The following is a 20,540-nucleotide window of genomic DNA, read 5'->3' as shown; positions in this document are numbered from 1 at the left end:
ATCTCTTCTGTCTATCAGCAACTTGGGAAAGCAACTGAATAGAATATTTGGGGTATTGAAGTTTTTATATAGTACACCAAATACAGTAAATGAAGATAAAGATAACCAATTAATAATCAAATTTTAATTTAAGCTACATGGAACAGACAAACATTAAACAAAAACAGCACAACCTGATAGCATTGAAAGTAATGTTATCTATAGTTGCAATACTAGGTTTTTCGCTGACTACACAAGCACAGGTAACCGTTGGTTCGGGAGATGCTCCTCAGCAATTCTCCATCTTGGAAGTTACTACTACCAAAGAGGTAAAAGGAGGGCTTCGCATGCCTCACCTGACCACACACGAACGTGATTCGATAACAGCAACAGACATTTTCCAGGCCGAAAAAATGGGTAAAGCTAAAGGTCTGACAATCTTCAATGAGGATGAACTTGTACGTGAAATCCAATATTGGGACGGTATAGAATGGGTAGGACTCAAAGGAAGCGCCTTCAAGTTGCCGATCAAAACCATAACAGAAGACTATACCCTTACAACAGGAGACTATAAGATTCTGGCAGACGGAACTGAAGACCTCACTATCACACTCCCCGACCCTACTACTTGCGAAGGACGCATCTATATTATCCAGAATATGAATTCGGAAGGTAAAGGACTGAAATTCTCACTGCCTGTAAACGTAGGATTGGGACAGAATATGGAAGCAGGTGCATTGGCATGTCTTCCAATAGCCTTTGGCGGATATGGTTCTTTTGCATTGGGAGGTACTCTTTTGATACAAAGCGACGGGACTAAATGGACTGGAATTACCCAGTAATACGATTCAATATTTGAAGGCTCTCACTTTATTATTTTTTCAGGTTCTATAAACAACTTTCTGACCAAACAACACAAACTTTTCAGATATATAGAATTTGTAGAATAAAGATAAAGAGAGTAGAAACAACTGTAAAACATATTATATGAATAAAATTTTCAACCTACTGTTGTTGCTGTTCATTTCGTCTTTATCCTTTGCACAAGTAGGGATAGGCACGAATGTTCCGGCAAACAGCGGTTTAGAAGACTATACTGTGAAAAAGCCCAAAGGGGCTTTACATTTGCAGGGAGTACATTTCCTGAACGATTCGGTGAATAGGAATCTGGGTTTTAACCTCCCCGTGATAGATACAATAATGGGAGGCGACATCCGCATCATCAATCCACAAGGAGGTGATGTGGTACCGGGAACTATTGTTTTCGACAAATCCCAGCAAGGTATCAGGCTAAGGGGAACAGACTACTGGGAAAATGCACTGGTAGATAATTCCTCCATTTCTAACTACTTCGATTTCGATATCTTCGGAGGGCTGAATATACGCACCAAAAAAGTATCGGCAGGATATGAATTTTCACTGGTCATTGGACAAGACGACAATGCCGTATACGCTACGGGGTTGGGCTCTTATGGCCGCTTGGGTACAGGAAGTGCCACTAATGCAACCACATTTACCCTTATATTTGCCGCACCTACTAAGGACATATCTGCCGGCTACTTACACGGTCTATTAGCTACCGAATCCGGAGAATTGTGGTCGTGGGGAAATGGCGGTGTATATAGAACCGGACTGGGAGTAACCCAGAACAGAGTATTCCCCCAAAAAGTACGTACATGGGCAGCGGGTAAAGTAAAAGCTGTGCGGGTAGAAGCCGGATGGGTAAACTCGTTAGTACTGGGAGACGATGGGAAGGTATATTCCTTTGGTGGCAACACACAGGCTCTGAATGGAAATGGAACAATTACCGGAAATATCACTACCCCTACTGTAATAGCATCGCTAGCAGGTGTTAAAGACATTTCTCTGTCGCAATATAGTGCAGCAGCACTAACTGAAGACGGCAAGATGTATGTGTGGGGAAATACACAGTATGGACGCTTAGGTACAGGTGTTTTAACGGCTTCTTATATAACACCTCAACAAATACTGTCGAGCGAAACGGTAGAAATGATTGCTATGGGATGTAATCATGGGCTTGCTGTTACTTCGAGTGGAAAAAAACTATTTGCATGGGGTGCTACTCCGGCTTATGGAATCCTCACCACACCGGCATCGCCAATGGCAACGCCTCAGGATGTGACAATTCAACTAAATGGCGGAAAAGGTTTGGAAGACGATGAATATATCATCTCCATTGCTGCCTCACGTTTCGATGGGACAAGTAATATAATAGGTTCATCCATTGTGATAACCAATAAAAATATATATGCAGCCGGCAATACGACACAAGCTCAACGAATGGGGCTTGGCTACTTCAAAGCAAGTACTGTAGTGAAATTTTCTCCGGGAAGCAATGGTGCTGCTACCAGCCCTATCTATGAGGCTTTCTCCGGATTTCAGCCCTTATACGATAAAGCCATTTATTCGGGCACTCTGTTCGATGCGGCTTCTATCGGATACAGACATTCATTACTCAGGCAGACTGTAGACCCCGAAGACAATAGTGGCGGATATGGCTATGGAATGGGATATATCAACTACAACCAACTAGGAGCAATGGATTCGGGTATAGGTATTATCGCTTTCCCTGTGTTGCTGAAAAAATAAAATTATGCTAAAAGTAAAAGAAATGAAAAAATATATATATTTATTACTGGCTCTTCTGTTATCATTTCCGGTCTTTTCGCAGGTGGGTATGTGGAATCCTAAGCCACAGGGTGCACTCGACATCAACCGCAAAGACACAAAAAATGATAAAGGTCTGGTACTTCCCTTAATAGGGAATGTAGACCCCGATAGTATAAATGGAGCCTTTTACCCTTCTGTGACTACGCCTACGGGAAAATTTAAAATAGTAACAGAAACAGTAACAGAAGAAGGAGAAACAACCGTAACCAACTATGAGGTACCGGAAGAAGATGTTCCTGCGGGGACGGTCGTTTTCGATATGGGAATGAAATGTATCCGTGTAAAACAAACGGAAGAAGTAAATAGTTGGTCTGGATGCCTTGTCGACAAGTCGCTGACCGAAGAAGAAATAGAATATAATCTCTATGGAGGGGTTAATTTCAAACTGAAAAAAGCCTCGGCAGGATATAACTTTACTATTGCCATAGGGGCTGAAGATGAAGCTGTGTACTCTACAGGGCTCGGAAGTTATTACAGAACCGGAAAAGGAAATACTGGTATAGCCCGGTGGGGAATGATTCTCGATGGTCCGGCGGTAGATGTATCTGCCGGTTATCTGCACGGTGCAGCGTTGCTTGCCGATGGTTCTGTATGGACGTGGGGGTACAATTACAACGGACGAAACGGCCAAGGCATACGCACAGGTTATACGATGAGCCCTACCAAGGTATTGTTTCCTGACGATGTAAAAATAGTACAGGTAGTGGCCGGACGTGAAAATTCATGGTTTGTGACTGAAAACGGAGAAATATATTCTTGCGGGAATAACGCCTATGGACTGAATGGAAATGGTGTTACTGCCGGATATATACTGACACCTACCAAGATGGCGACTATTCCGTCAGATGTGAAAATAAAAAAAGTAGTTTCGGGTTATCTTGCCACAGCAGCACTTACTACCGATGGGAATGTGTACGTATGGGGCTATAATGGCTATGGAGCAACGGGTTTGGGTCTGACAGGGGGATATACAACACAACCAACGCTACTTACAGGTCTTTCGAGCCATGTAATCACAGACATCGCTATGGGGATGAGCTGCATAGCTTTGACCGACAAAAACGAAGTATATGGATGGGGCTATTACAATGGAATAGGAAGACCTGCAGGAAGTACTGTCTATACATCACTCCCTAAACTGATTACGAACCCTACTCTCAATCTGGAGGAAGACGAAACCATTCTCAGTGTTGCTTCTGTCAGAATTGCGGCTTCGCCCGGCACAATGATAGTAACAGACCGCAGCATCTATTCTGCCGGTTACAATGCGTTCTATAGTAGACTAGGAATAGCGAATCCCGAAACCGGAGGCAACATGGTATCCAGCTACACCGGTTATACTCAAATACAGGATAATACAGTTTTTTCGGGTACTACCTATACTGAAGCTTCTATGGGCTACTATCATACTATTGTGACAACAACGAATACGAATGACGCTATGGATAATCTTGCGTACGGAGCCGGCTATAATTATTATTATCCTTTAGGTAACGGAATCAGGGGCTATCAACGAATATTCACAACAGTAAAAAAATAATGACAAAGATGAAATATAGTAATATAATAAAGCTTACATTTCTGCTTATCCTTGTCGGCTTTGCGGTATCCGGTTATGCCCAGATAGGTATGGGTATCGGCACAAAAAAACCGCTCGGCATACTCGATGTAAGACCGATGACCAATCCTGCTGACTCATCTTCCTATGGAGTGGTTCTGCCTAGAGTAGATACTATCACCGATGTTATCAACCCACAAGGGGGAGACCCTATTGCAGGAACTATAGCATACGATATAGCAGCCGGATGTATAAAATTCAGAAGAGATACAGCTTGGTCTGATTGTGTGTTGAACAACGAAGGACTAAGAAGCATTATCAGTGAAAAACTAAGTCTGGGTACCGACTTTAAGATTAAAGAAACTTCTAACGGATACAACTATACCCTAGCTATCGGGCAAGACGACAATGCCATATGGGTAGCAGGAACCAATGCTGACTGTAGAACAGGACTGGGACGCACTGCCGGCCGTACCGGAGTATTTACTCTGATGTTTGCCCGGCCAGTGGTCGATGTTTCGGCCGGTTATCAACATGGCATTGCAGCTGCAATGGATGGCGAAGTATGGATATGGGGCAGCAATGCAGGTTACCGCACAGGACTTGGCATCGCTACCGCAACAACCAACGTACCTTCGCGCGTACCAGGTTTTGGACCCGGCCTGGTAGACGACCCTTATGGTAAAGCCATAAAAGTAGAAGCCGGTGAAGTAGCGTCATACATTCTTACCGAAAGTGGTAAAGTATATAGCGCAGGGGCGGCAAACCGCACAGGGACAAATGCAATACATCAGACATTTACCTGGATACCGACTCTATCCGATATTGTTGATATTTCGGCATCTCACAGCAATGCTGCCGCACTGAACAAAGATGGAGAAGTGTTCGTATGGGGTACTTCCACTACAGGCAGCCTGGGAGTAGGTGCAGCAACAGGAGTAACGGCAACACCTACGAAAATCAATTTTCCGTCGGGCGCCAAAATTTCTCAAATAGCGATGGGGCACCATACAGGGATAGCATTAGACAAAGAAGCAAGAAAAGTATATCGCTGGGGTAATGGCAACGGAGTAGCCAACCCAAGCGGCAATCTACTGGTGCCTACCGAATTAACTTTGATACTCGAAGACGATGAGGAGATAATCTCTATAGCTTCACAAAGATTTATCTACGGAACCGGTTCTATAGTAATTGTTACTACCAAAGATGTATATGTTACCGGACAAAATAACGTCGGACAGTTGGGTATAGGAAATGTAGCCAACCAGCGTGGGCTTATGACCATCAGCCGTCAGGGCGTTTATAGAGGTACAAAATTCACAGGAGCATCTATAGGCTTCAATCATACTATACTTACTACAGGTGTCAACAATATCAATACATCTACCAGCTATGTCGGATTCGGTATGGGTTCTATCGCCTATCGCCAACTCGGCTCTATTGTTGTACAACAAAGGGTACCTACTGTATTGACAAGATAAACACTTAATACAAAGCTATATAAACAACACTTTGTAACAAAGGCTGACTAATTCTTTTTTAGTCAGCCTTCATTATATTATGTATAGCATAACCGGAAATAATCACACTTTCCTTATCTTTGTCGTTATACTATTAGCAAATATACAAAGCTTTACCTCATATGTCATACACCATTCTCACTCTCATCGCATTCAGTATATGGATGACTACCAGAATAAATAAAAGACTGGAAAGAAAGTCGGGGTGTATCGGTTTTGGTTATGTATCTCTTGTAATTTTCTGCATCAGTGGTTTTGCTATAGCAATCACTCTCATATTATTTACATATGTGGGGGAAAACTTGAATACATTTATCAACGGAGATAAATATATAGCAACAATTACAAACTACACCAGCACAGAAAAGGAAGATAGTGAAGGGGATATGCGAACTTATTATACTCTTATTTTTAGTTTTACGACAAACGAAGGAGTAGAAATAACAAAGAGTTCCGGAAATTCATCAACAGGAGTTCCTCAGATAGGAGAAAAGATAGAAGTATACTATGACGTAAAGAATGATAAAGTCTTTCAACCGGGGGCAATGGTTATCATCGGTACGGTGGGAATGCTGATAATGTGTGTTGTTCTATTATTTTCTTTCGTAGGTATTATCCGTTTTGCATTTGGATATGATATGTCCGGATTCTGGAAGATATGCCAGAAATTCGGGACAATATTCTTCATTCCGTTTATCATGATTGCCTTTGACGCGTTACTTATTTATGCGTTATTTCATAAAAAACAACCGTTTTGGGTAGAAATATTACTGGGATTCTTTATTCTGATGCTCACTCTTGGATGCTGGGGATATATAAAATCGATAGTAGAGAAGGGACCACCCAAATGGAAACGAACATCAGAGACATCGTGGTCGGCTGATTGGGAAGATGAGGATGAAGATGAAGATGAGGATAATTGGGATAAAGAAGAAAACAATGACACTGGTGAATCTGTTAATAATACACATAGAGACTATAATAAAGGAGAAACCGATAATTATAATAAAAAATACTAACAAATGATCATAATTATGTCTCCTGCCAAATTGCAGGACTTTGAAACACCGGCACCTATAAAAGAGGCCACTACCCCACTCTACGCCAAAGAGGCAAAAGAGCTATATAAATCGATGGAAGGCATAACTGCTGGGGAGATAGCTACTCTGATGAATATCAATCCGCAAATGGCACACGACGTATATCAATATATACATGCCTTCCCGTTGAGCAAAACTCCTCAGAAACAGGCTGCTTTTGCTTATAACGGCATAGCCTATAAAGGACTGGATGCCGAAACCTTCTCAAAGAAAGATATGGATTTTGCACAAAAGCATCTGGTGCATATATCGGGACTTTATGGCATATTACGCCCTTTAGACCATATAAAACCCTATCGCCTCGAAATGCAGATACCTATTGTCAACAATAAGGGGAAAGACCTTTATGCTTTCTGGACTGACACTATCAGTAAATATCTGGCTAAGGAAATGAAAGCAGACGATAATATCCTTATCAATCTGGCGTCAAAAGAATATGCCAAAGCTGTAAATAAAAAACTGCTGCCAAAAGACCACCGGATAATCACTCCCATATTTAAGCAACATACCGACAAGGGCTACAAGCAGATAGTAGTATATGCAAAAAAAGCAAGAGGAATGATGGCACGCTTCATTATACAGAATCAGATCACTGATGCAGAATACCTGAAAGGTTTCGATACGGAAGGCTATGCTTTTTCGGAACAGCTATCGAATGATAAGGAATGGATATTCGTCAGATAAATTTCAGAAATTAGACATGCTCTAAATATTCAGAGATTCAACGATCCGAAATCTTATAACCTGTAACTTGTAATTTACCACTATTTTGAATATCTTTGTCACACAAGAAATGTCACAAATTAAAACAGTAAAACAAAGATGAAAAAGGTCGTATTAATTCGCCACGGAGAAAGCGTTTGGAACAAAGAAAACCGCTTTACAGGATGGACAAACGTAGACTTGTCGGAACAAGGATTACAAGAAGCTATTAAAGCAGGACAACTTCTTAAAAAAGAAGGATTCAAATTTACCCTTGCTTACACGTCTTACCTGAAAAGAGCTGTAAAAACGCTGAACAACATATTAGATCAAATGGACTTGGACTGGATCCCTGTTGAAAAAACATGGCGTCTGAACGAAAAGCATTATGGTATGCTTCAAGGACTAAACAAAGCCGAAACGGCTGAAAAATACGGCGACGAGCAAGTGCTTGTGTGGAGACGCAGCTATGACGTACCACCTGCTCCACTAGATTCAAAAGACCCGCGTTCAGCTTCGCAAGACCCGCGTTATGCCGATGTGCCTAAAGCATATATACCTCAAACAGAAGCATTGAAAGAGACTGTTGAGCGTATATTACCTTACTGGCAGGAAGTAATCTATCCATCGCTGATGTGCCATGATGAAATTGTCGTTGCAGCTCACGGTAACAGTTTACGCGGTATCATCAAATACCTGAAAGGAATATCCGATGAAGATATCGTAAGCCTGAACCTGCCTACAGCAGTACCTTATGTTTTCGAATTCGATGATGATCTGAATCTCGTAAAAGATTATTTCTTGGGTGATCCTGAAGAAATCAAAAAACTGATGGAAGCCGTTGCTAATCAGGGAAAAAAGAAATAAGATATACCTTATTATATATAAATGGTTGCTCTGGGCAGAGCAACCATTTTATTTTCAACCGTTTACTAAAGACGCACTTTTTCATTCTTATTTTTTCATTTTTCATTTAAATAACCTATCTTTGCACCGCTTTTATAAGCCCGTACGTGTGATGGGAATGAGGAAGCAATCCTTAATTTGAGTAACACAATTTAAAAAAGAAAAAATGAAAACATTCGAACTGAAAGGCGAAGCAAGAGAAGTAGTAGGCAAAAAAGCTACAAAAGCTTTCCGCAAAGAAGACAAAATCCCTGCTGTAATCTACGGTGGTGAAAAAGCAGAGAAGGCTATCCATTTCTCTGTAACAAACAGCGATGTAAGAAAACTTATCTATACTCCTGAAATTTTCCTGGTAGACCTTACTATAGGAAAAGACAACTATAAAGCAATATTAAAAGATATTCAGGTTCACCCTGTTACAGATGCCATACTGCACCTGGACTTCCTTCATGTATTCGAAAACAAACCGATAACAATCGATGTACCGGTTGTTCTTGACGGGCTTGCAGAAGGTGTGAAAGCCGGAGGTAAATTATCTCTCGACCTTCGCAAACTGAAAGTAAAAGCTCCTTACGACAAAATTCCTGAAAAAGTACATGTAGATGTTACAAACCTTGCTCTTGGAAAATCTATCCAGGTGGGAGATCTTAGCTTCGAAGGTTTGGAACTGCTTAATGCGAAAAACGGTGTTGTATGCCGCGTTCAATTGACCCGTGCCGCAAGAGGTCTTGCTGCGAAAAACGGTTAATAGCGCATAACCACATAGAATAACAAATGAAATATTTGATTGTCGGTTTGGGCAATATCGGAAGAGAATACGAATATACCCGCCACAACATAGGATTCAGAGTATTGGACGCTTTAGCAGAAGCGTCCAATATTGTTTTTACAGACAGGCGCTACGGATTTGTTGCCGAGCTTAAGGTAAAAGGCCGCACACTGATTCTGTTGAAACCATCTACATATATGAATCTGAGTGGAAATGCAGTCCGCTACTGGCTCAATCAGGAAAAGATTCCAACAGAAAACATGCTCGTCATTGTCGACGATTTGGCTCTCCCATTCGGCACATTGCGACTGAAAGGCAAAGGCAGTGATGCGGGACACAATGGGCTGAAGCATATACAATCCCTGATCGGACAAGAGTATGCCCGTCTCCGTTTTGGAATCGGCAGCGATTTCCCCAGAGGAAGACAAGTTGATTATGTGCTGGATAGCTTTTCGGATGAAGAAGAAAAAGCCCTTCCTGCCAAACTGGAAACCTGTGGAGACATTATTAAAAGCTTTTGTCTTGCAGGTATTCAAAATACAATGAACCAGTATAACAATAAATAAAATTATGGCTAAAGAACCAAAAAATGAGGTACGTATAGACAAATGGCTATGGGCTGTTCGTCTGTTCAAAACCCGTTCAATAGCAATAGAAGCGTGTAAAAAAGGTCGGATATCTATAAAAGGGGTAACAATAAAACCTGCACGCATGATAAAGGTGGGTGACATAATAGAGGTACGACGTGCACCTATCACATATTCGTTCGAAGTGCTGAACCTTACAGAAAACAGGATGGGTGCAAAACTTGTGCCTGATTTTATGAAGGATGTGACACCACCATCTCAACTGGAAATACTAGAATTATCTAAAATGAGTGGCTTTGTAGACCGCGCTCGCGGCACCGGACGCCCTACCAAAAAAGACCGCCGCGAACTGGAAGAGTTCCGGGAAGATTATTCTTTCTTTGACGACTGGGACTTCGACAACGAAGACTGAGCATTGCCAATACGTTATAGGCAAAAGGCTATCCTGACAGGATGGCCTTTTTACGTATTAGACTAATCAGCATTTGAGATTGTGTTGAATAAACGTTCTATTCCCAGTTGTGTGCAATCACATATTGCTTGCATTCCTTTTTTTGCAAAGACGCATACAATAACTCCTACATTATCTTGGACAGGTCACGACTGCTTATAACACAGAAAAAGCCGCATTAATGCGGCTTTTTCTGTGTAGTTTAGTGAAACTTGTCCGTTCTATTGTTTCAACTTGAATACGATTGGTAGTGTGAAATATACCTGAACCGGTTCCCCGTTATTTTTACCCGGAATCCATCTCGGCATGCTTTTGATCACTCTCATTGCTTCCTTATCGCAAGATATGCTGATACCTTTCAATAATTGTATATCAGATATTTCTCCTGTTTTGGTTACAACAAAGCGTACTGTCACCCTGCCCTGTGTTCCCATCTCCTGATCTACTACCGGATATTTCAGGTTTTCGCTGATAAATCTATACATTTCAGCTTCTCCACCCGGAAACTGAGGCATGAATTGTGCACTTACAAATACTTTTTCCGGCTCGGCTTTTCCTGTTCCGGTACCGTCTCCTACCACGTCAGCAGCAAATTCTTTACGTATTGCATCAGCATCTTTAGATCCGTTTTCCACCTCAAATGCACCAATAACTACAGATTTGTCTTTTACAAGATCTTCCATGCCGGTCATAACTTCCTCCACCTCTTCATCGTTTGCTATAGTTGGCGGAACGAATTTTTTCATTTCCACAAATTTAGGAGGTTCCGGTATTTCAGGCTTAGCTACATCGGCAATAGGTTCCGGCATTTTGGGGTCTACTAGTATGACAGTACGAGTTTCATCCATACCTCCGGTATATATGTTTGCAGCTTTTACAGAACTTATAATCATTGGAAGACAGGCAACGAATGCAACAGCTACCAATACAATACCAAAAGCCCAAATGTATCTTTTCGATGCCGACTGACGTAATTCAAATGCACCATATGATTTATTTTTACCTTCGAAAATAATATCACACCATTCTGAGGAATTCAAGTTTACTGAGTTTTTCATAACTGTAAGTTTTAAATTGTTATTAAAAGTTCCCCTTTTTTACCTTATAGATAGTTTAATCATAAAAATTCCATAAACGAGTGTGAAATATTTTTAATAAATATGAGAAAGTGCAATTATAGGACATGCTTAGCGTTCTGTTTTTAATATTTTTAGACAATATTTTGTAGTTATCACTACTTTAAATATTACATTTGTGGCTTAATTAAAACTAACGCATTATCTATGTCAGATTCAGTAGTCATAATTCCTACTTACAACGAGAAGGAAAATATTGAGGCTATAATCAGGACTGTATTCAATCTGCCTAAATCATTTCATATTTTGGTCATTGATGATGGTTCTCCTGATGGCACTGCTGCAATTGTAAAAAATCTGCAAACAGAATTTCCCGATCAGTTATATTTGATAGAACGTTCTGGTAAACTGGGTTTAGGTACAGCTTATATTGCCGGATTCAAATGGGTACTCGATCGCGATTACGAATATGTATTTGAAATGGATGCCGACTTTTCGCACAATCCGAATGATCTGATAAAGCTATATGCTGCCTGTGTTAGCGACGGCGCCGATCTGGCAGTCGGTTCGCGTTACTATAGCGGGGTTAATGTTGTCAACTGGCCTATGGGCAGGGTGCTGATGTCGTATTTTGCATCCAAGTATGTACGCATTATCACCGGTATGAAGGTAAAAGATGCTACAGCCGGATTTGTCTGTTACAAGCGTCAAGTGTTGGAGACAATCGATCTGGACAATATCCGCTTCAAAGGATATGCATTTCAGGTAGAAATGAAATATACAGCCTACTGTCTGGGCTTCGATATAAAAGAAGTATCCATTGTTTTTGTCAACAGAATGTTGGGAACGTCAAAAATGAACTCAGGTATTTTTGCCGAAGGTGTATTCGGCGTTTTGACAATGAGATTCAGACAACTGTTCGGAGGCATCAAGAAAAAGCAATAAAAGCCTATATTTTTTATTTTTCGCTTATCATTCTTCATTTTATATGTATCTTTGCTGCGTATTATGATTTTTATTATTTCAATAGATGAAAATTATTTGCGTAGGGCTTAATTACCAATCACATAATAAAGAGATGAACAGGGCATTATCCAGTAAAGATGATGATCCCGTACTTTTTATGAAACCCGACACAGCTTTACTCAATGCTGACAAGCATGAGTTTTATATTCCCGATTTTTCTTCCGATATACATTACGAGACAGAACTGGTTGTGCGTATCGATAAAATGGGAAAAAATATAGCTGAACGCTTTGCGCACCGGTATTATAAAGAGATCACTCTGGGTATAGACTTTACTGCCCGAGACATACAGGCAGGGCTTAAAGCTAAAAGCCTGCCTTGGGAAATATCTAAAGCTTTCGACAACTCTGCCGCCATTGGTACATTCGTAGACAAAGACAAATTCGGAAAGGGGATAAACGACCTCAATTTTCAGTTGAAAATCGATAATAATATAGTCCAGTCGGGTAATACATCCGAAATGATACATCCGGTGGATAAAATCATAGCCTATGCCAGCCGTTTTTTTACACTGAAAACAGGTGATCTCATATTCACAGGAACCCCTGCCGGAGTAGGAAAAGTAGCAATAGGCAACCAGTTGTCGGGTACATTGGAAGACGAAGAATTATTAAGCTTGAATATTTGTTGAATTTTAAATGTTAAATTCTGAAATAAAAACAATAAATATTATAATACTGAGTTATCTTATTATACTTAAAGAATCGAACTATATAAAATACCTTAACCAAAAGGATTAATTACTAAAACAAACTAGAAAAATAGATGAAAAATGTGTTGAAAAAAGCCTTGCTTATAAATATTTTTGCTTTGGCTGTATTGAGTGCTTCGGCACAAACTACGGAATTGAATCCGATACCTACAGCAATGCCGTCACTAGCCATTGCGCCCGATGCAAGAGGGGGAGGTATGGGTGATGCAGGTGTTGCTACAGCTCCAGATGTATATTCTCAGCATTGGAACCCTGCAAAATATGCTTTCTCTCCGAGCAAATCAGGATTCGGTTTGTCATATACGCCATGGTTGAGAAAAATCGTAAACGATGTAGCTCTGGTATATGGTGTCGGTTACTACAAACTGGGTAAAGAAAACAATCAGGCATTGAGTGCATCTATCCGTTATTTTTCTATCGGTGATGTAGCGATAACAGATGCACATGGTGTGTTTCAGAATAATGTAGCTCCTCACGAAATGGCTGTCGATTTGGGCTATTCCCGTAAGTTGACAGAGACATTCTCCGGTTCGGTAGCTATACGCTATATCCGTTCCGATTATTCGGGAGCCGATGATGGTATCTCTTCCGGAAGTGCATTTGCTGCAGATATCTCCGGTTATAACGAATTCTATATAGGACAAGATACTGAGAGTCTTATAAGCCTTGGTTTCAATATCTCAAATATAGGTACCAAAATATCTACAACAGGTGGTGACCGTAAAGACTTCCTGCCTACCAACCTGCGCTTAGGGGGATCTATTATGTATCCGCTTAGCCAGTCGGGGACTCTCTCTCTAAGTGTAGACTTGAATAAATTATTAGTACCAACACGTCCGATCATGAATGAAGGAGAAACAGCAGATGAATTTAGGAACCGTCTTGATAACGAATATTTCAATATGAGCCCGATAAAAGGTATCTTCAAATCATTTGGTGATGCTCCCGGCGGATTCTCAGAAGAGTTGAAAGAAATCATGTGGTCGGTAGGTGCTGAATATGACTATGCCGATAGCAAACGTAACCGTTTCCGTTTGCGTACAGGTTACTTCCACGAAAACAAAATGAAAGGTAACCGTCAGTATGTTTCATTCGGTGCAGGTTTCAAGTTGACAGCATTCCAGCTGGATGTAGCTTATATGCTCGCAACAGCTCAGCAAAATCCGTTAGACCAGACACTTCGTTTCTCATTGGCATTCGATATAGATGCAATGAAGAATTTGTGGAAATAATAAACAGAAAAAGATATAATGAAAATACGTGTAGGCTTTGGGTATGACGTACACCGACTGGCAAACGACCGCGAGTTGTGGCTGGGTGGTATAAAAATAGATCATACCCAGGGCCTTTATGGACACTCCGATGCCGATGTACTTATACATGCCGTTTGCGATGCTATACTCGGAGCGGCAAACATGCGCGATATAGGATTTCATTTTCCCGATACAGCTGGTGAGTACAAAGACATCGACAGTAAGATATTGCTGAAGAAAACATTGGAGGTTATCTCGGAAAAAGGGTATAGTGTAGGTAATATAGATGCTACCATCTGTGCCGAACGCCCGAAGCTGAATCCACATATTCCTCAGATGCAAAAAACAATGGCTGAGATACTCGGCATTTCGATAGACGATATATCTATCAAAGCTACAACATCCGAAAAAATGGGTTTTGTAGGCCGTGAGGAAGGTTTTGCCGCATATGCTGTCGCTTTGATAGAAAAAAGTGATAATTAAACACAGTGCTTGAATGAGTGTGAGTCCCGAGATTATATTAACCGCAGACGGGTCTCACACTCTTTTCGTTCCCGAACTTGATGAACATTACCATTCTGTAAACGGGGCGATACAGGAATCTACACATATCTTTATAAATATCGGATTACACCAAGTACAAAAAGAGACAATCCGTATATTCGAAGTCGGTTTTGGTACAGGGCTGAATGCTTTTTTGACGTTAACCGATGAATACACCAAAGAAAAGACAATCCATTATACAGCTATAGAAGCTTATCCATTGCCCTTAGAAATCATAACAAAGCTAAATTATGCAGAACAATATCCGACATCTGGTCAGCTATTGTTTCAAGGCCTGCATAAAGCCGAATGGGATAAGGTAGTGAAAATAACTCCTTATTTCCGTCTGAAAAAACTGACGGGTGATCTTACCTCCTTCGATTATAACCTTATCGAAGAGTCTGTAGACATTATATATTTCGATGCCTTTGCACCGGATAAACAACCTGATATGTGGACGCAGGATATTTTCGACCGTATGTATGCTATTACTGCACCGCAAGGTGTACTCGTCACCTACTGTGCAAAAGGATCGGTGCGCCGCATGATGCAACAGGCAGGCTATAAAGTAGAACGATTACCCGGCCCTCCCGGAAAAAGGGAAATGCTGAGAGCAACGAAGTAATGGCTTCAAGATATCAGGTATCAAAATTTCAAAATTACTTTTTATTTATCAATCCCGATTTCCTTATCTTTGTCCCTTGATTTTATTTATTAACAGAGTTGTAAGTTCAACGTATTTCACTTTGTAACTTATAACTTGTAACTTGTAACTAAATTGAAAATAGGCAATATAAATTTTTCTGAAAACCCTGTCTTCCTTGCACCGATGGAAGATGTGACAGATATGGGATTCCGTCTCGAATGTAAACGTTTTGGTGTGGATATGGTATATACCGAATTTGTGTCAAGTGACGCCCTTATCCGCCATGTGAATAAGACGCAGGCCAAGCTGACAATAAGTGAAGAGGAACGCCCTGTAGCCATTCAGATATATGGCAGGGAAGTAGAAGCGATGGTCGAAGCCGCACAGATATGTGAAGAAGCCAATCCCGATATATTGGATATAAACTTTGGTTGTCCGGTAAAGAAAGTAGCAGGTAAAGGTGCAGGTTCGGGTATGATGAAAACACCAGACCTGATGGTGGAGATTACAGCTGCCGTAGTAAAAGCTGTAAACATTCCCGTAACAGTAAAAACCCGCTTAGGCTGGGATAACGAGTCTAAAATAATAGTGGAACTGGCAGAGCAGTTGCAGGATGCAGGTATACAGGCTTTGACGTTGCACGGACGCACACGCGCCCAGATGTACACAGGTGAAGCCGACTGGTCGCTTATAGGAGCTGTAAAAAATAATCCCAGAATGCACATTCCTATTGTCGGCAACGGAGATGTAACTACTCCCGAAATGTGTAAAAAACGGTTTGATGAAACAGGTGTGGATGCTGTGATGATAGGTCGGGGAAGCATAGGTAGTCCCTGGATATTTGAAGAAGTGAAGCATTATCTGAAAACGGGAGAGAAACTACCCAAAAAAGAATTTCGTTGGTATCTGGAGGTGTTGAAAGATATGATTAATAAGAATGTGGCTCATTCCGGTGAGCGTGGCGGTATTATCCATAGCCGCAGACATCTGGCAGCCAGTTCTTTATTTAAGGGGATTCCCGATTTTAAGAAAACGCGTGTGGCCATGCTTCGTGCAGAGTCGATAGAGGAATTATTTGGTATTATGGATAATATACCGGAACAATTTGAGGTGAACTGATATATTGTGAATCATGCTGAAACGGTTATCTAAAATACTTCCTTATATGGTGCTGGCTCCGCTATTTAGTATAGCAGCATTCCTGCTCTCTATACTTGTATTTGGCGTGATTTATTCTGCTACTAATGCAGATTATGTGAACTATTATTACATAATCCGGATTTTATTTGGTGTGAGCTTTTTTTGTATGCCTGCATTTATTGTTTTGGCTGTAATCTGTATGAGGAGGGCGACTGTAAATAATGAGAAATATGCAGTATGGGGAATAGTGATCGCAATTTTTCCGGCTCTTTATGCCGGATTTGTATATGTCCTTTTTGTACCTCATCTAATAAATGTTCTTTTTTATTGGTCGTAGAAGAATAGTACAGACACTTGCTCTTCTTCAACTGTTTATTTTGCCAAACAATTTTACTACTTTTGTACTTCTAAAAAATATAAGCGGATCATGGAACAAAAGCTATCAATTTATAATACCCTGACACGTCAGAAGGAAGTCTTCGAACCCTTGCACACACCTCATGTGGGTATGTATGTGTGTGGGCCTACCGTATATGGTGACGGGCATCTCGGACATGCACGTCCGGCAATAACATTTGACCTGTTGTTCAGATATCTTACACATATAGGCTATAAGGTACGCTATGTACGTAATATAACAGATGTAGGCCATCTGGAAAATGATGCCGATACAGGGGAAGATAAAATAGCGAAGAAAGCCCGTTTGGAAGAACTGGAACCGATGGAAGTGGTGCAATACTATATGAACCGCTACCACAAGGCTATGGATGCGCTGAATGTATTGCCACCGTCTATCGAACCGCACGCCTCTGGGCATATTATAGAACAGATTGAAGCCATCAAGGAGATACTGAACAGCGGCTATGCTTACGAAAGCAATGGTTCCGTATATTTCGATGTGGAAAAGTATAACAAAGACTATGATTATGGCATACTTTCGCACCGCAATATAGAAGAGATGCTGAATACTACCCGCGATCTGGACGGACAGGAAGAAAAGCGAAGCAAGGTAGATTTTGCCCTGTGGAAAAAAGCCTCACCAGAACATATTATGCGTTGGCCGTCTCCATGGAGCGATGGTTTTCCCGGCTGGCACATCGAATGTTCTACTATGAGCATTAAATATCTGGGAAAAGAATTCGATATACATGGCGGAGGGCTCGACCTGATGTTTCCTCACCATGAATGCGAAATTGCACAAAATACGGCTATGGAAAAGCATCAGGTGGTAAAATACTGGATGCACAACAATATGATCACTGTTGCCGGACAAAAGATGGGTAAGTCGTTAGGTAATTTTATTACACTCGACGAATTCTTTACCGGTTCGCATAGTATGCTGTCACAGGCATATTCGCCTATGACGATCCGTTTCTTTATCCTACAAGCACACTATCGCAGTACTGTTGACTTTAGCAATGAAGCTTTACAGGCATCCGAGAAAGGGTTGTGCCGTTTGTTGGAAGCATACGGCAGAATAGAAAAGGCTCCATTGTCAGACATATCGTGTGTTGCATTGATCGGACTTCGACAGAAATGCTATGACGCACTGAATGATGACCTCAATTCGGCTATGGTCATTGCACACCTGAGTGAAGCTGCTACAGCTATTAACTCAGCCTGTGCCGGAAATATAACACTGACAGAAGACGATAAGAAAGAATTGAAAGACATATTCGATACATTTCTGTTTGGTATATTGGGTATTTGCAACAATTCTGCAGGAGGTAGCAATACCAATACCGAAGCATTTGGCAAAGCCATTGACCTATTGCTGGATATCCGCCAAAAGGCCAAAGAAAATAAAGACTGGGCAACCTCCGATCAGATCCGTAACGAACTGGCAAAGGCCGGATTTGAAATAAAAGACGGGAAAGACGGAGCCGAATGGAAGCTTAAATAGACTGAGGAATATCAATAATATAGATAAGAGCCATCATAGCAGGGTATCCTCTGTAATGATGGCTTTCGTTTATTTTTAACATACAGATACCTCTAACAATACTTTCATCTAGCTGGTTTTTATTAAATATTTACTATTTTTGTGACGAAATTAACTGTTGAAAAAGCAAACACTCTTTACGCTCCATTCACAATGAAATACCTATTAAGACTCTTATGTGCTATTGCTATAACTACCTTCGCATTAGCTTCTTGCAAGAAAGGGCCTTCAACAGTCGGCGACTCGGATAAAAAAGAAGTAGCCTCATCTAAATTTGCACAAAACTATCCCGATTTCAATCCAGAGGTGCTGAATGACTTGCTAAAGTCTCAGACTATAAACGATTCCCTGTTGCAGCCATTCTATGCCAGCGAAGAATACAAACCTGTATGGGTGCATGACACACTGGATACCAAGAGTCTGTATGAGTTTTTTGAGATACTGGAAGATGTCGGAGCACATGGCTTACCTTCCCACATGTTTTCGTATGCACATATAAAGTCTGTTACCGATTCAGTAGATTCGGGTCTGTATCAGAACCCGGATACGCTATATTCAAAGATATGCTTTATCGAAGAAGCATCAACAAAGGCTGCTTTGCAATACATCACAGGAATGAAATATGGTTTTCTCAATCCCAGAAGCCTATATGCAAAAGACTATGATATTGTAATTTCTAAACCAGATTCAGCCTTTTATAAAGATATGTACAACAGTATAAAAGAAGATGCTCTGGCTGCAATTATAAGCTCGCAACCGACCGATAGTGTTTATCTGAATCTGCAAAAGGAATACCGTCTGTTTGCGAAGGCAGATACATCTGCATACAAGAAGATAACGGCTGGCAATGCTACATATAAGCTGGGAGACCGTAATAAACATATATCCGAGATAGCCGAAAGGCTTATATATACGGGGGAATATGCTCCCGATTCATTATCTGCCGATACCCTACATAGTCGTTTGAACGACAAGCTGCTGGCTGCTATAAATACTTTCCGAAAGAGAAACTCATATCCGGAAGAAAAAGAAGTAGGGAAAACAACGATAGATGCTCTGAACAGACCTGTAAGCTATTATAGAAATAAGATACGGGCAAATATGGAACGCTATCGCTGGCAGCAGCCAAAAGCCAGGCACAAGAAACATATAGAAGTAAATGTAGCTCCGGCTATGCTTGTTGCTACACAGGCTGATAGCCAGCCTTTGATGATGCGTGTATGTGTGGGTACGAAAACGAATAAGACACCGCTTTTGCAAAGCAATATAAGTTATCTGAATCTGAATCCGGTATGGAATATACCTAAAAGTATAGCACAAAATGAAGTAGCGGTATTACAGAAAAAAGATTCGACTTATATGCGACGCCGCAATATGCGATTGTATAAGGGTGGAAAAGAAGTGGATGCTTCTACTATCAACTGGAGCACTGTGAACCCTAGCAGCTTCTCATATACCATCCGTCAGGATCCGGGGTATGGAAATTCGTTGGGACTGATAAAGTTCATGTTCAAGAACTCACATTCGGTTTATCTGCACGATACTCCGAGCAAATCAGCCTTTAACCGTAAGAACAGGGCTGTGAGTCATGGGTGTGTGAGAGTACAAAAACCTTTCGATCTGGCTTTCTTCTGTGTATCTCCAAGCTCTGATCTGTATAAAGACCAACTGCTGTATACGGCAAATCAGAACCCTGTAACAGAGAAGGGTAAGAAGATGATGAAGGAAAATTCCCTGAAAAAGATAGCTGATATAATAAATTTGGCAGAAGACAATAAGATATCACTATCTATAGACTACTATACAGCCTATATGTATCCGAATGATGATCTGTTGTACTATGCCGATGATATATACGGCTACGATGATATCATACTACAGGCATTGGATACACAGCAGAAAGTACAAAATAAGGAAGATAAATAAACCTTCCTTATTT

Annotated in this window: 20 protein-coding genes; 19 read left to right on the top strand and 1 reads right to left on the bottom strand. The window is 40.9% G+C overall.

What is annotated here, in order from left to right; genetic code table 11:
* Positions 1-137 precede the first annotated feature (137 nt).
* The 10 genes from M2448_RS10020 to M2448_RS09975 all read left to right on the top strand — a co-directional run bounded on the left by M2448_RS10020 (position 138) and on the right by M2448_RS09975 (position 10,224).
* The gene (locus M2448_RS10020) at positions 138-821 is read left to right on the top strand and encodes a hypothetical protein (protein ID WP_280646113.1); all 684 of its coding nucleotides are present in this window, start codon (positions 138-140) and stop codon (positions 819-821) included.
* 145 nt (positions 822-966) lie between these two features.
* On the top strand, positions 967-2,589 hold the full coding sequence (locus tag M2448_RS10015) for a hypothetical protein (protein ID WP_280646114.1): 1,623 nt from the start codon (positions 967-969) through the stop codon (positions 2,587-2,589).
* Positions 2,590-2,611: 22 nt separating this feature from the next.
* Positions 2,612-4,210: a hypothetical protein gene (locus M2448_RS10010; RefSeq protein ID WP_280646115.1), complete on the top strand. Its 1,599-nt coding sequence runs from the start codon at positions 2,612-2,614 to the stop codon at positions 4,208-4,210.
* Positions 4,211-4,218: 8 nt separating this feature from the next.
* Positions 4,219-5,709 carry a hypothetical protein gene (locus M2448_RS10005; protein WP_280646116.1) on the top strand — a complete coding sequence of 497 codons (1,491 nt, stop codon included), beginning with the start codon at positions 4,219-4,221 and terminating at the stop codon, positions 5,707-5,709.
* Positions 5,710-5,870: 161 nt separating this feature from the next.
* Entirely contained in the window at positions 5,871-6,767 is an 897-nt protein-coding gene (locus M2448_RS10000) for a DUF3592 domain-containing protein (RefSeq protein WP_280646117.1), read from the top strand.
* A gap of 3 nt (positions 6,768-6,770) precedes the next feature.
* Entirely contained in the window at positions 6,771-7,532 is a 762-nt protein-coding gene (gene yaaA / locus M2448_RS09995) for a peroxide stress protein YaaA (protein WP_280646118.1), read from the top strand.
* 138 nt (positions 7,533-7,670) lie between these two features.
* On the top strand, positions 7,671-8,417 hold the full coding sequence (gene gpmA / locus M2448_RS09990) for a 2,3-diphosphoglycerate-dependent phosphoglycerate mutase (RefSeq protein ID WP_280646119.1): 747 nt from the start codon (positions 7,671-7,673) through the stop codon (positions 8,415-8,417).
* A gap of 205 nt (positions 8,418-8,622) precedes the next feature.
* Complete coding sequence (locus M2448_RS09985; protein ID WP_280646120.1) at positions 8,623-9,204, top strand: 50S ribosomal protein L25/general stress protein Ctc; 582 nt, start codon at positions 8,623-8,625, stop codon at positions 9,202-9,204.
* Between the two features lie 26 nt (positions 9,205-9,230).
* A complete protein-coding gene (gene pth / locus M2448_RS09980) occupies positions 9,231-9,791 on the top strand; it encodes an aminoacyl-tRNA hydrolase (RefSeq protein WP_280646121.1) in 561 nt (186 codons plus the stop codon).
* A 4-nt stretch (positions 9,792-9,795) separates the two neighbouring features.
* On the top strand, positions 9,796-10,224 hold the full coding sequence (locus M2448_RS09975) for an RNA-binding S4 domain-containing protein (protein WP_280646122.1): 429 nt from the start codon (positions 9,796-9,798) through the stop codon (positions 10,222-10,224).
* Between the two features lie 260 nt (positions 10,225-10,484).
* On the opposite strand, the gene M2448_RS09970 is transcribed toward M2448_RS09975, so the two are convergent.
* Positions 10,485-11,321, bottom strand: a complete 837-nt coding sequence (locus tag M2448_RS09970) for an energy transducer TonB (RefSeq protein ID WP_280646123.1) — start codon at positions 11,319-11,321, stop codon at positions 10,485-10,487.
* A gap of 225 nt (positions 11,322-11,546) precedes the next feature.
* Between M2448_RS09970 and M2448_RS09965 the strand changes: the two genes are divergently transcribed.
* From M2448_RS09965 to M2448_RS09925, 9 genes are all read left to right on the top strand, one after another.
* A complete protein-coding gene (locus tag M2448_RS09965) occupies positions 11,547-12,284 on the top strand; it encodes a polyprenol monophosphomannose synthase (RefSeq protein WP_280646124.1) in 738 nt (245 codons plus the stop codon).
* Positions 12,285-12,369: 85 nt separating this feature from the next.
* Positions 12,370-12,996 carry a fumarylacetoacetate hydrolase family protein gene (locus tag M2448_RS09960; protein ID WP_280646125.1) on the top strand — a complete coding sequence of 209 codons (627 nt, stop codon included), beginning with the start codon at positions 12,370-12,372 and terminating at the stop codon, positions 12,994-12,996.
* Between the two features lie 134 nt (positions 12,997-13,130).
* Positions 13,131-14,309, top strand: a complete 1,179-nt coding sequence (porV, locus tag M2448_RS09955) for a type IX secretion system outer membrane channel protein PorV (RefSeq protein WP_280646126.1) — start codon at positions 13,131-13,133, stop codon at positions 14,307-14,309.
* 18 nt (positions 14,310-14,327) lie between these two features.
* The gene (gene ispF, locus M2448_RS09950) at positions 14,328-14,813 is read left to right on the top strand and encodes a 2-C-methyl-D-erythritol 2,4-cyclodiphosphate synthase (RefSeq protein WP_280646127.1); all 486 of its coding nucleotides are present in this window, start codon (positions 14,328-14,330) and stop codon (positions 14,811-14,813) included.
* Between the two features lie 13 nt (positions 14,814-14,826).
* A complete protein-coding gene (gene mnmD / locus M2448_RS09945) occupies positions 14,827-15,498 on the top strand; it encodes a tRNA (5-methylaminomethyl-2-thiouridine)(34)-methyltransferase MnmD (RefSeq protein ID WP_280646128.1) in 672 nt (223 codons plus the stop codon).
* Positions 15,499-15,651: 153 nt separating this feature from the next.
* Positions 15,652-16,638: a tRNA dihydrouridine synthase DusB gene (gene dusB / locus M2448_RS09940; RefSeq protein WP_280646129.1), complete on the top strand. Its 987-nt coding sequence runs from the start codon at positions 15,652-15,654 to the stop codon at positions 16,636-16,638.
* 13 nt (positions 16,639-16,651) lie between these two features.
* Positions 16,652-16,996: a hypothetical protein gene (locus M2448_RS09935; RefSeq protein WP_280646130.1), complete on the top strand. Its 345-nt coding sequence runs from the start codon at positions 16,652-16,654 to the stop codon at positions 16,994-16,996.
* 90 nt (positions 16,997-17,086) lie between these two features.
* Positions 17,087-18,562 carry a cysteine--tRNA ligase gene (gene cysS / locus M2448_RS09930; RefSeq protein WP_280646131.1) on the top strand — a complete coding sequence of 492 codons (1,476 nt, stop codon included), beginning with the start codon at positions 17,087-17,089 and terminating at the stop codon, positions 18,560-18,562.
* A gap of 192 nt (positions 18,563-18,754) precedes the next feature.
* Positions 18,755-20,527, top strand: a complete 1,773-nt coding sequence (locus M2448_RS09925) for a L,D-transpeptidase family protein (protein WP_280646132.1) — start codon at positions 18,755-18,757, stop codon at positions 20,525-20,527.
* Positions 20,528-20,540 lie beyond the last annotated feature (13 nt).

The organism is Dysgonomonas sp. PF1-14 (assembly GCF_029892965.1).
Classification (GTDB): domain Bacteria; phylum Bacteroidota; class Bacteroidia; order Bacteroidales; family Dysgonomonadaceae; genus Dysgonomonas.
The sequence above is the reverse complement of the archived record's forward strand: the minus strand, read 5'-3'. Positions and strand labels throughout refer to the sequence as shown.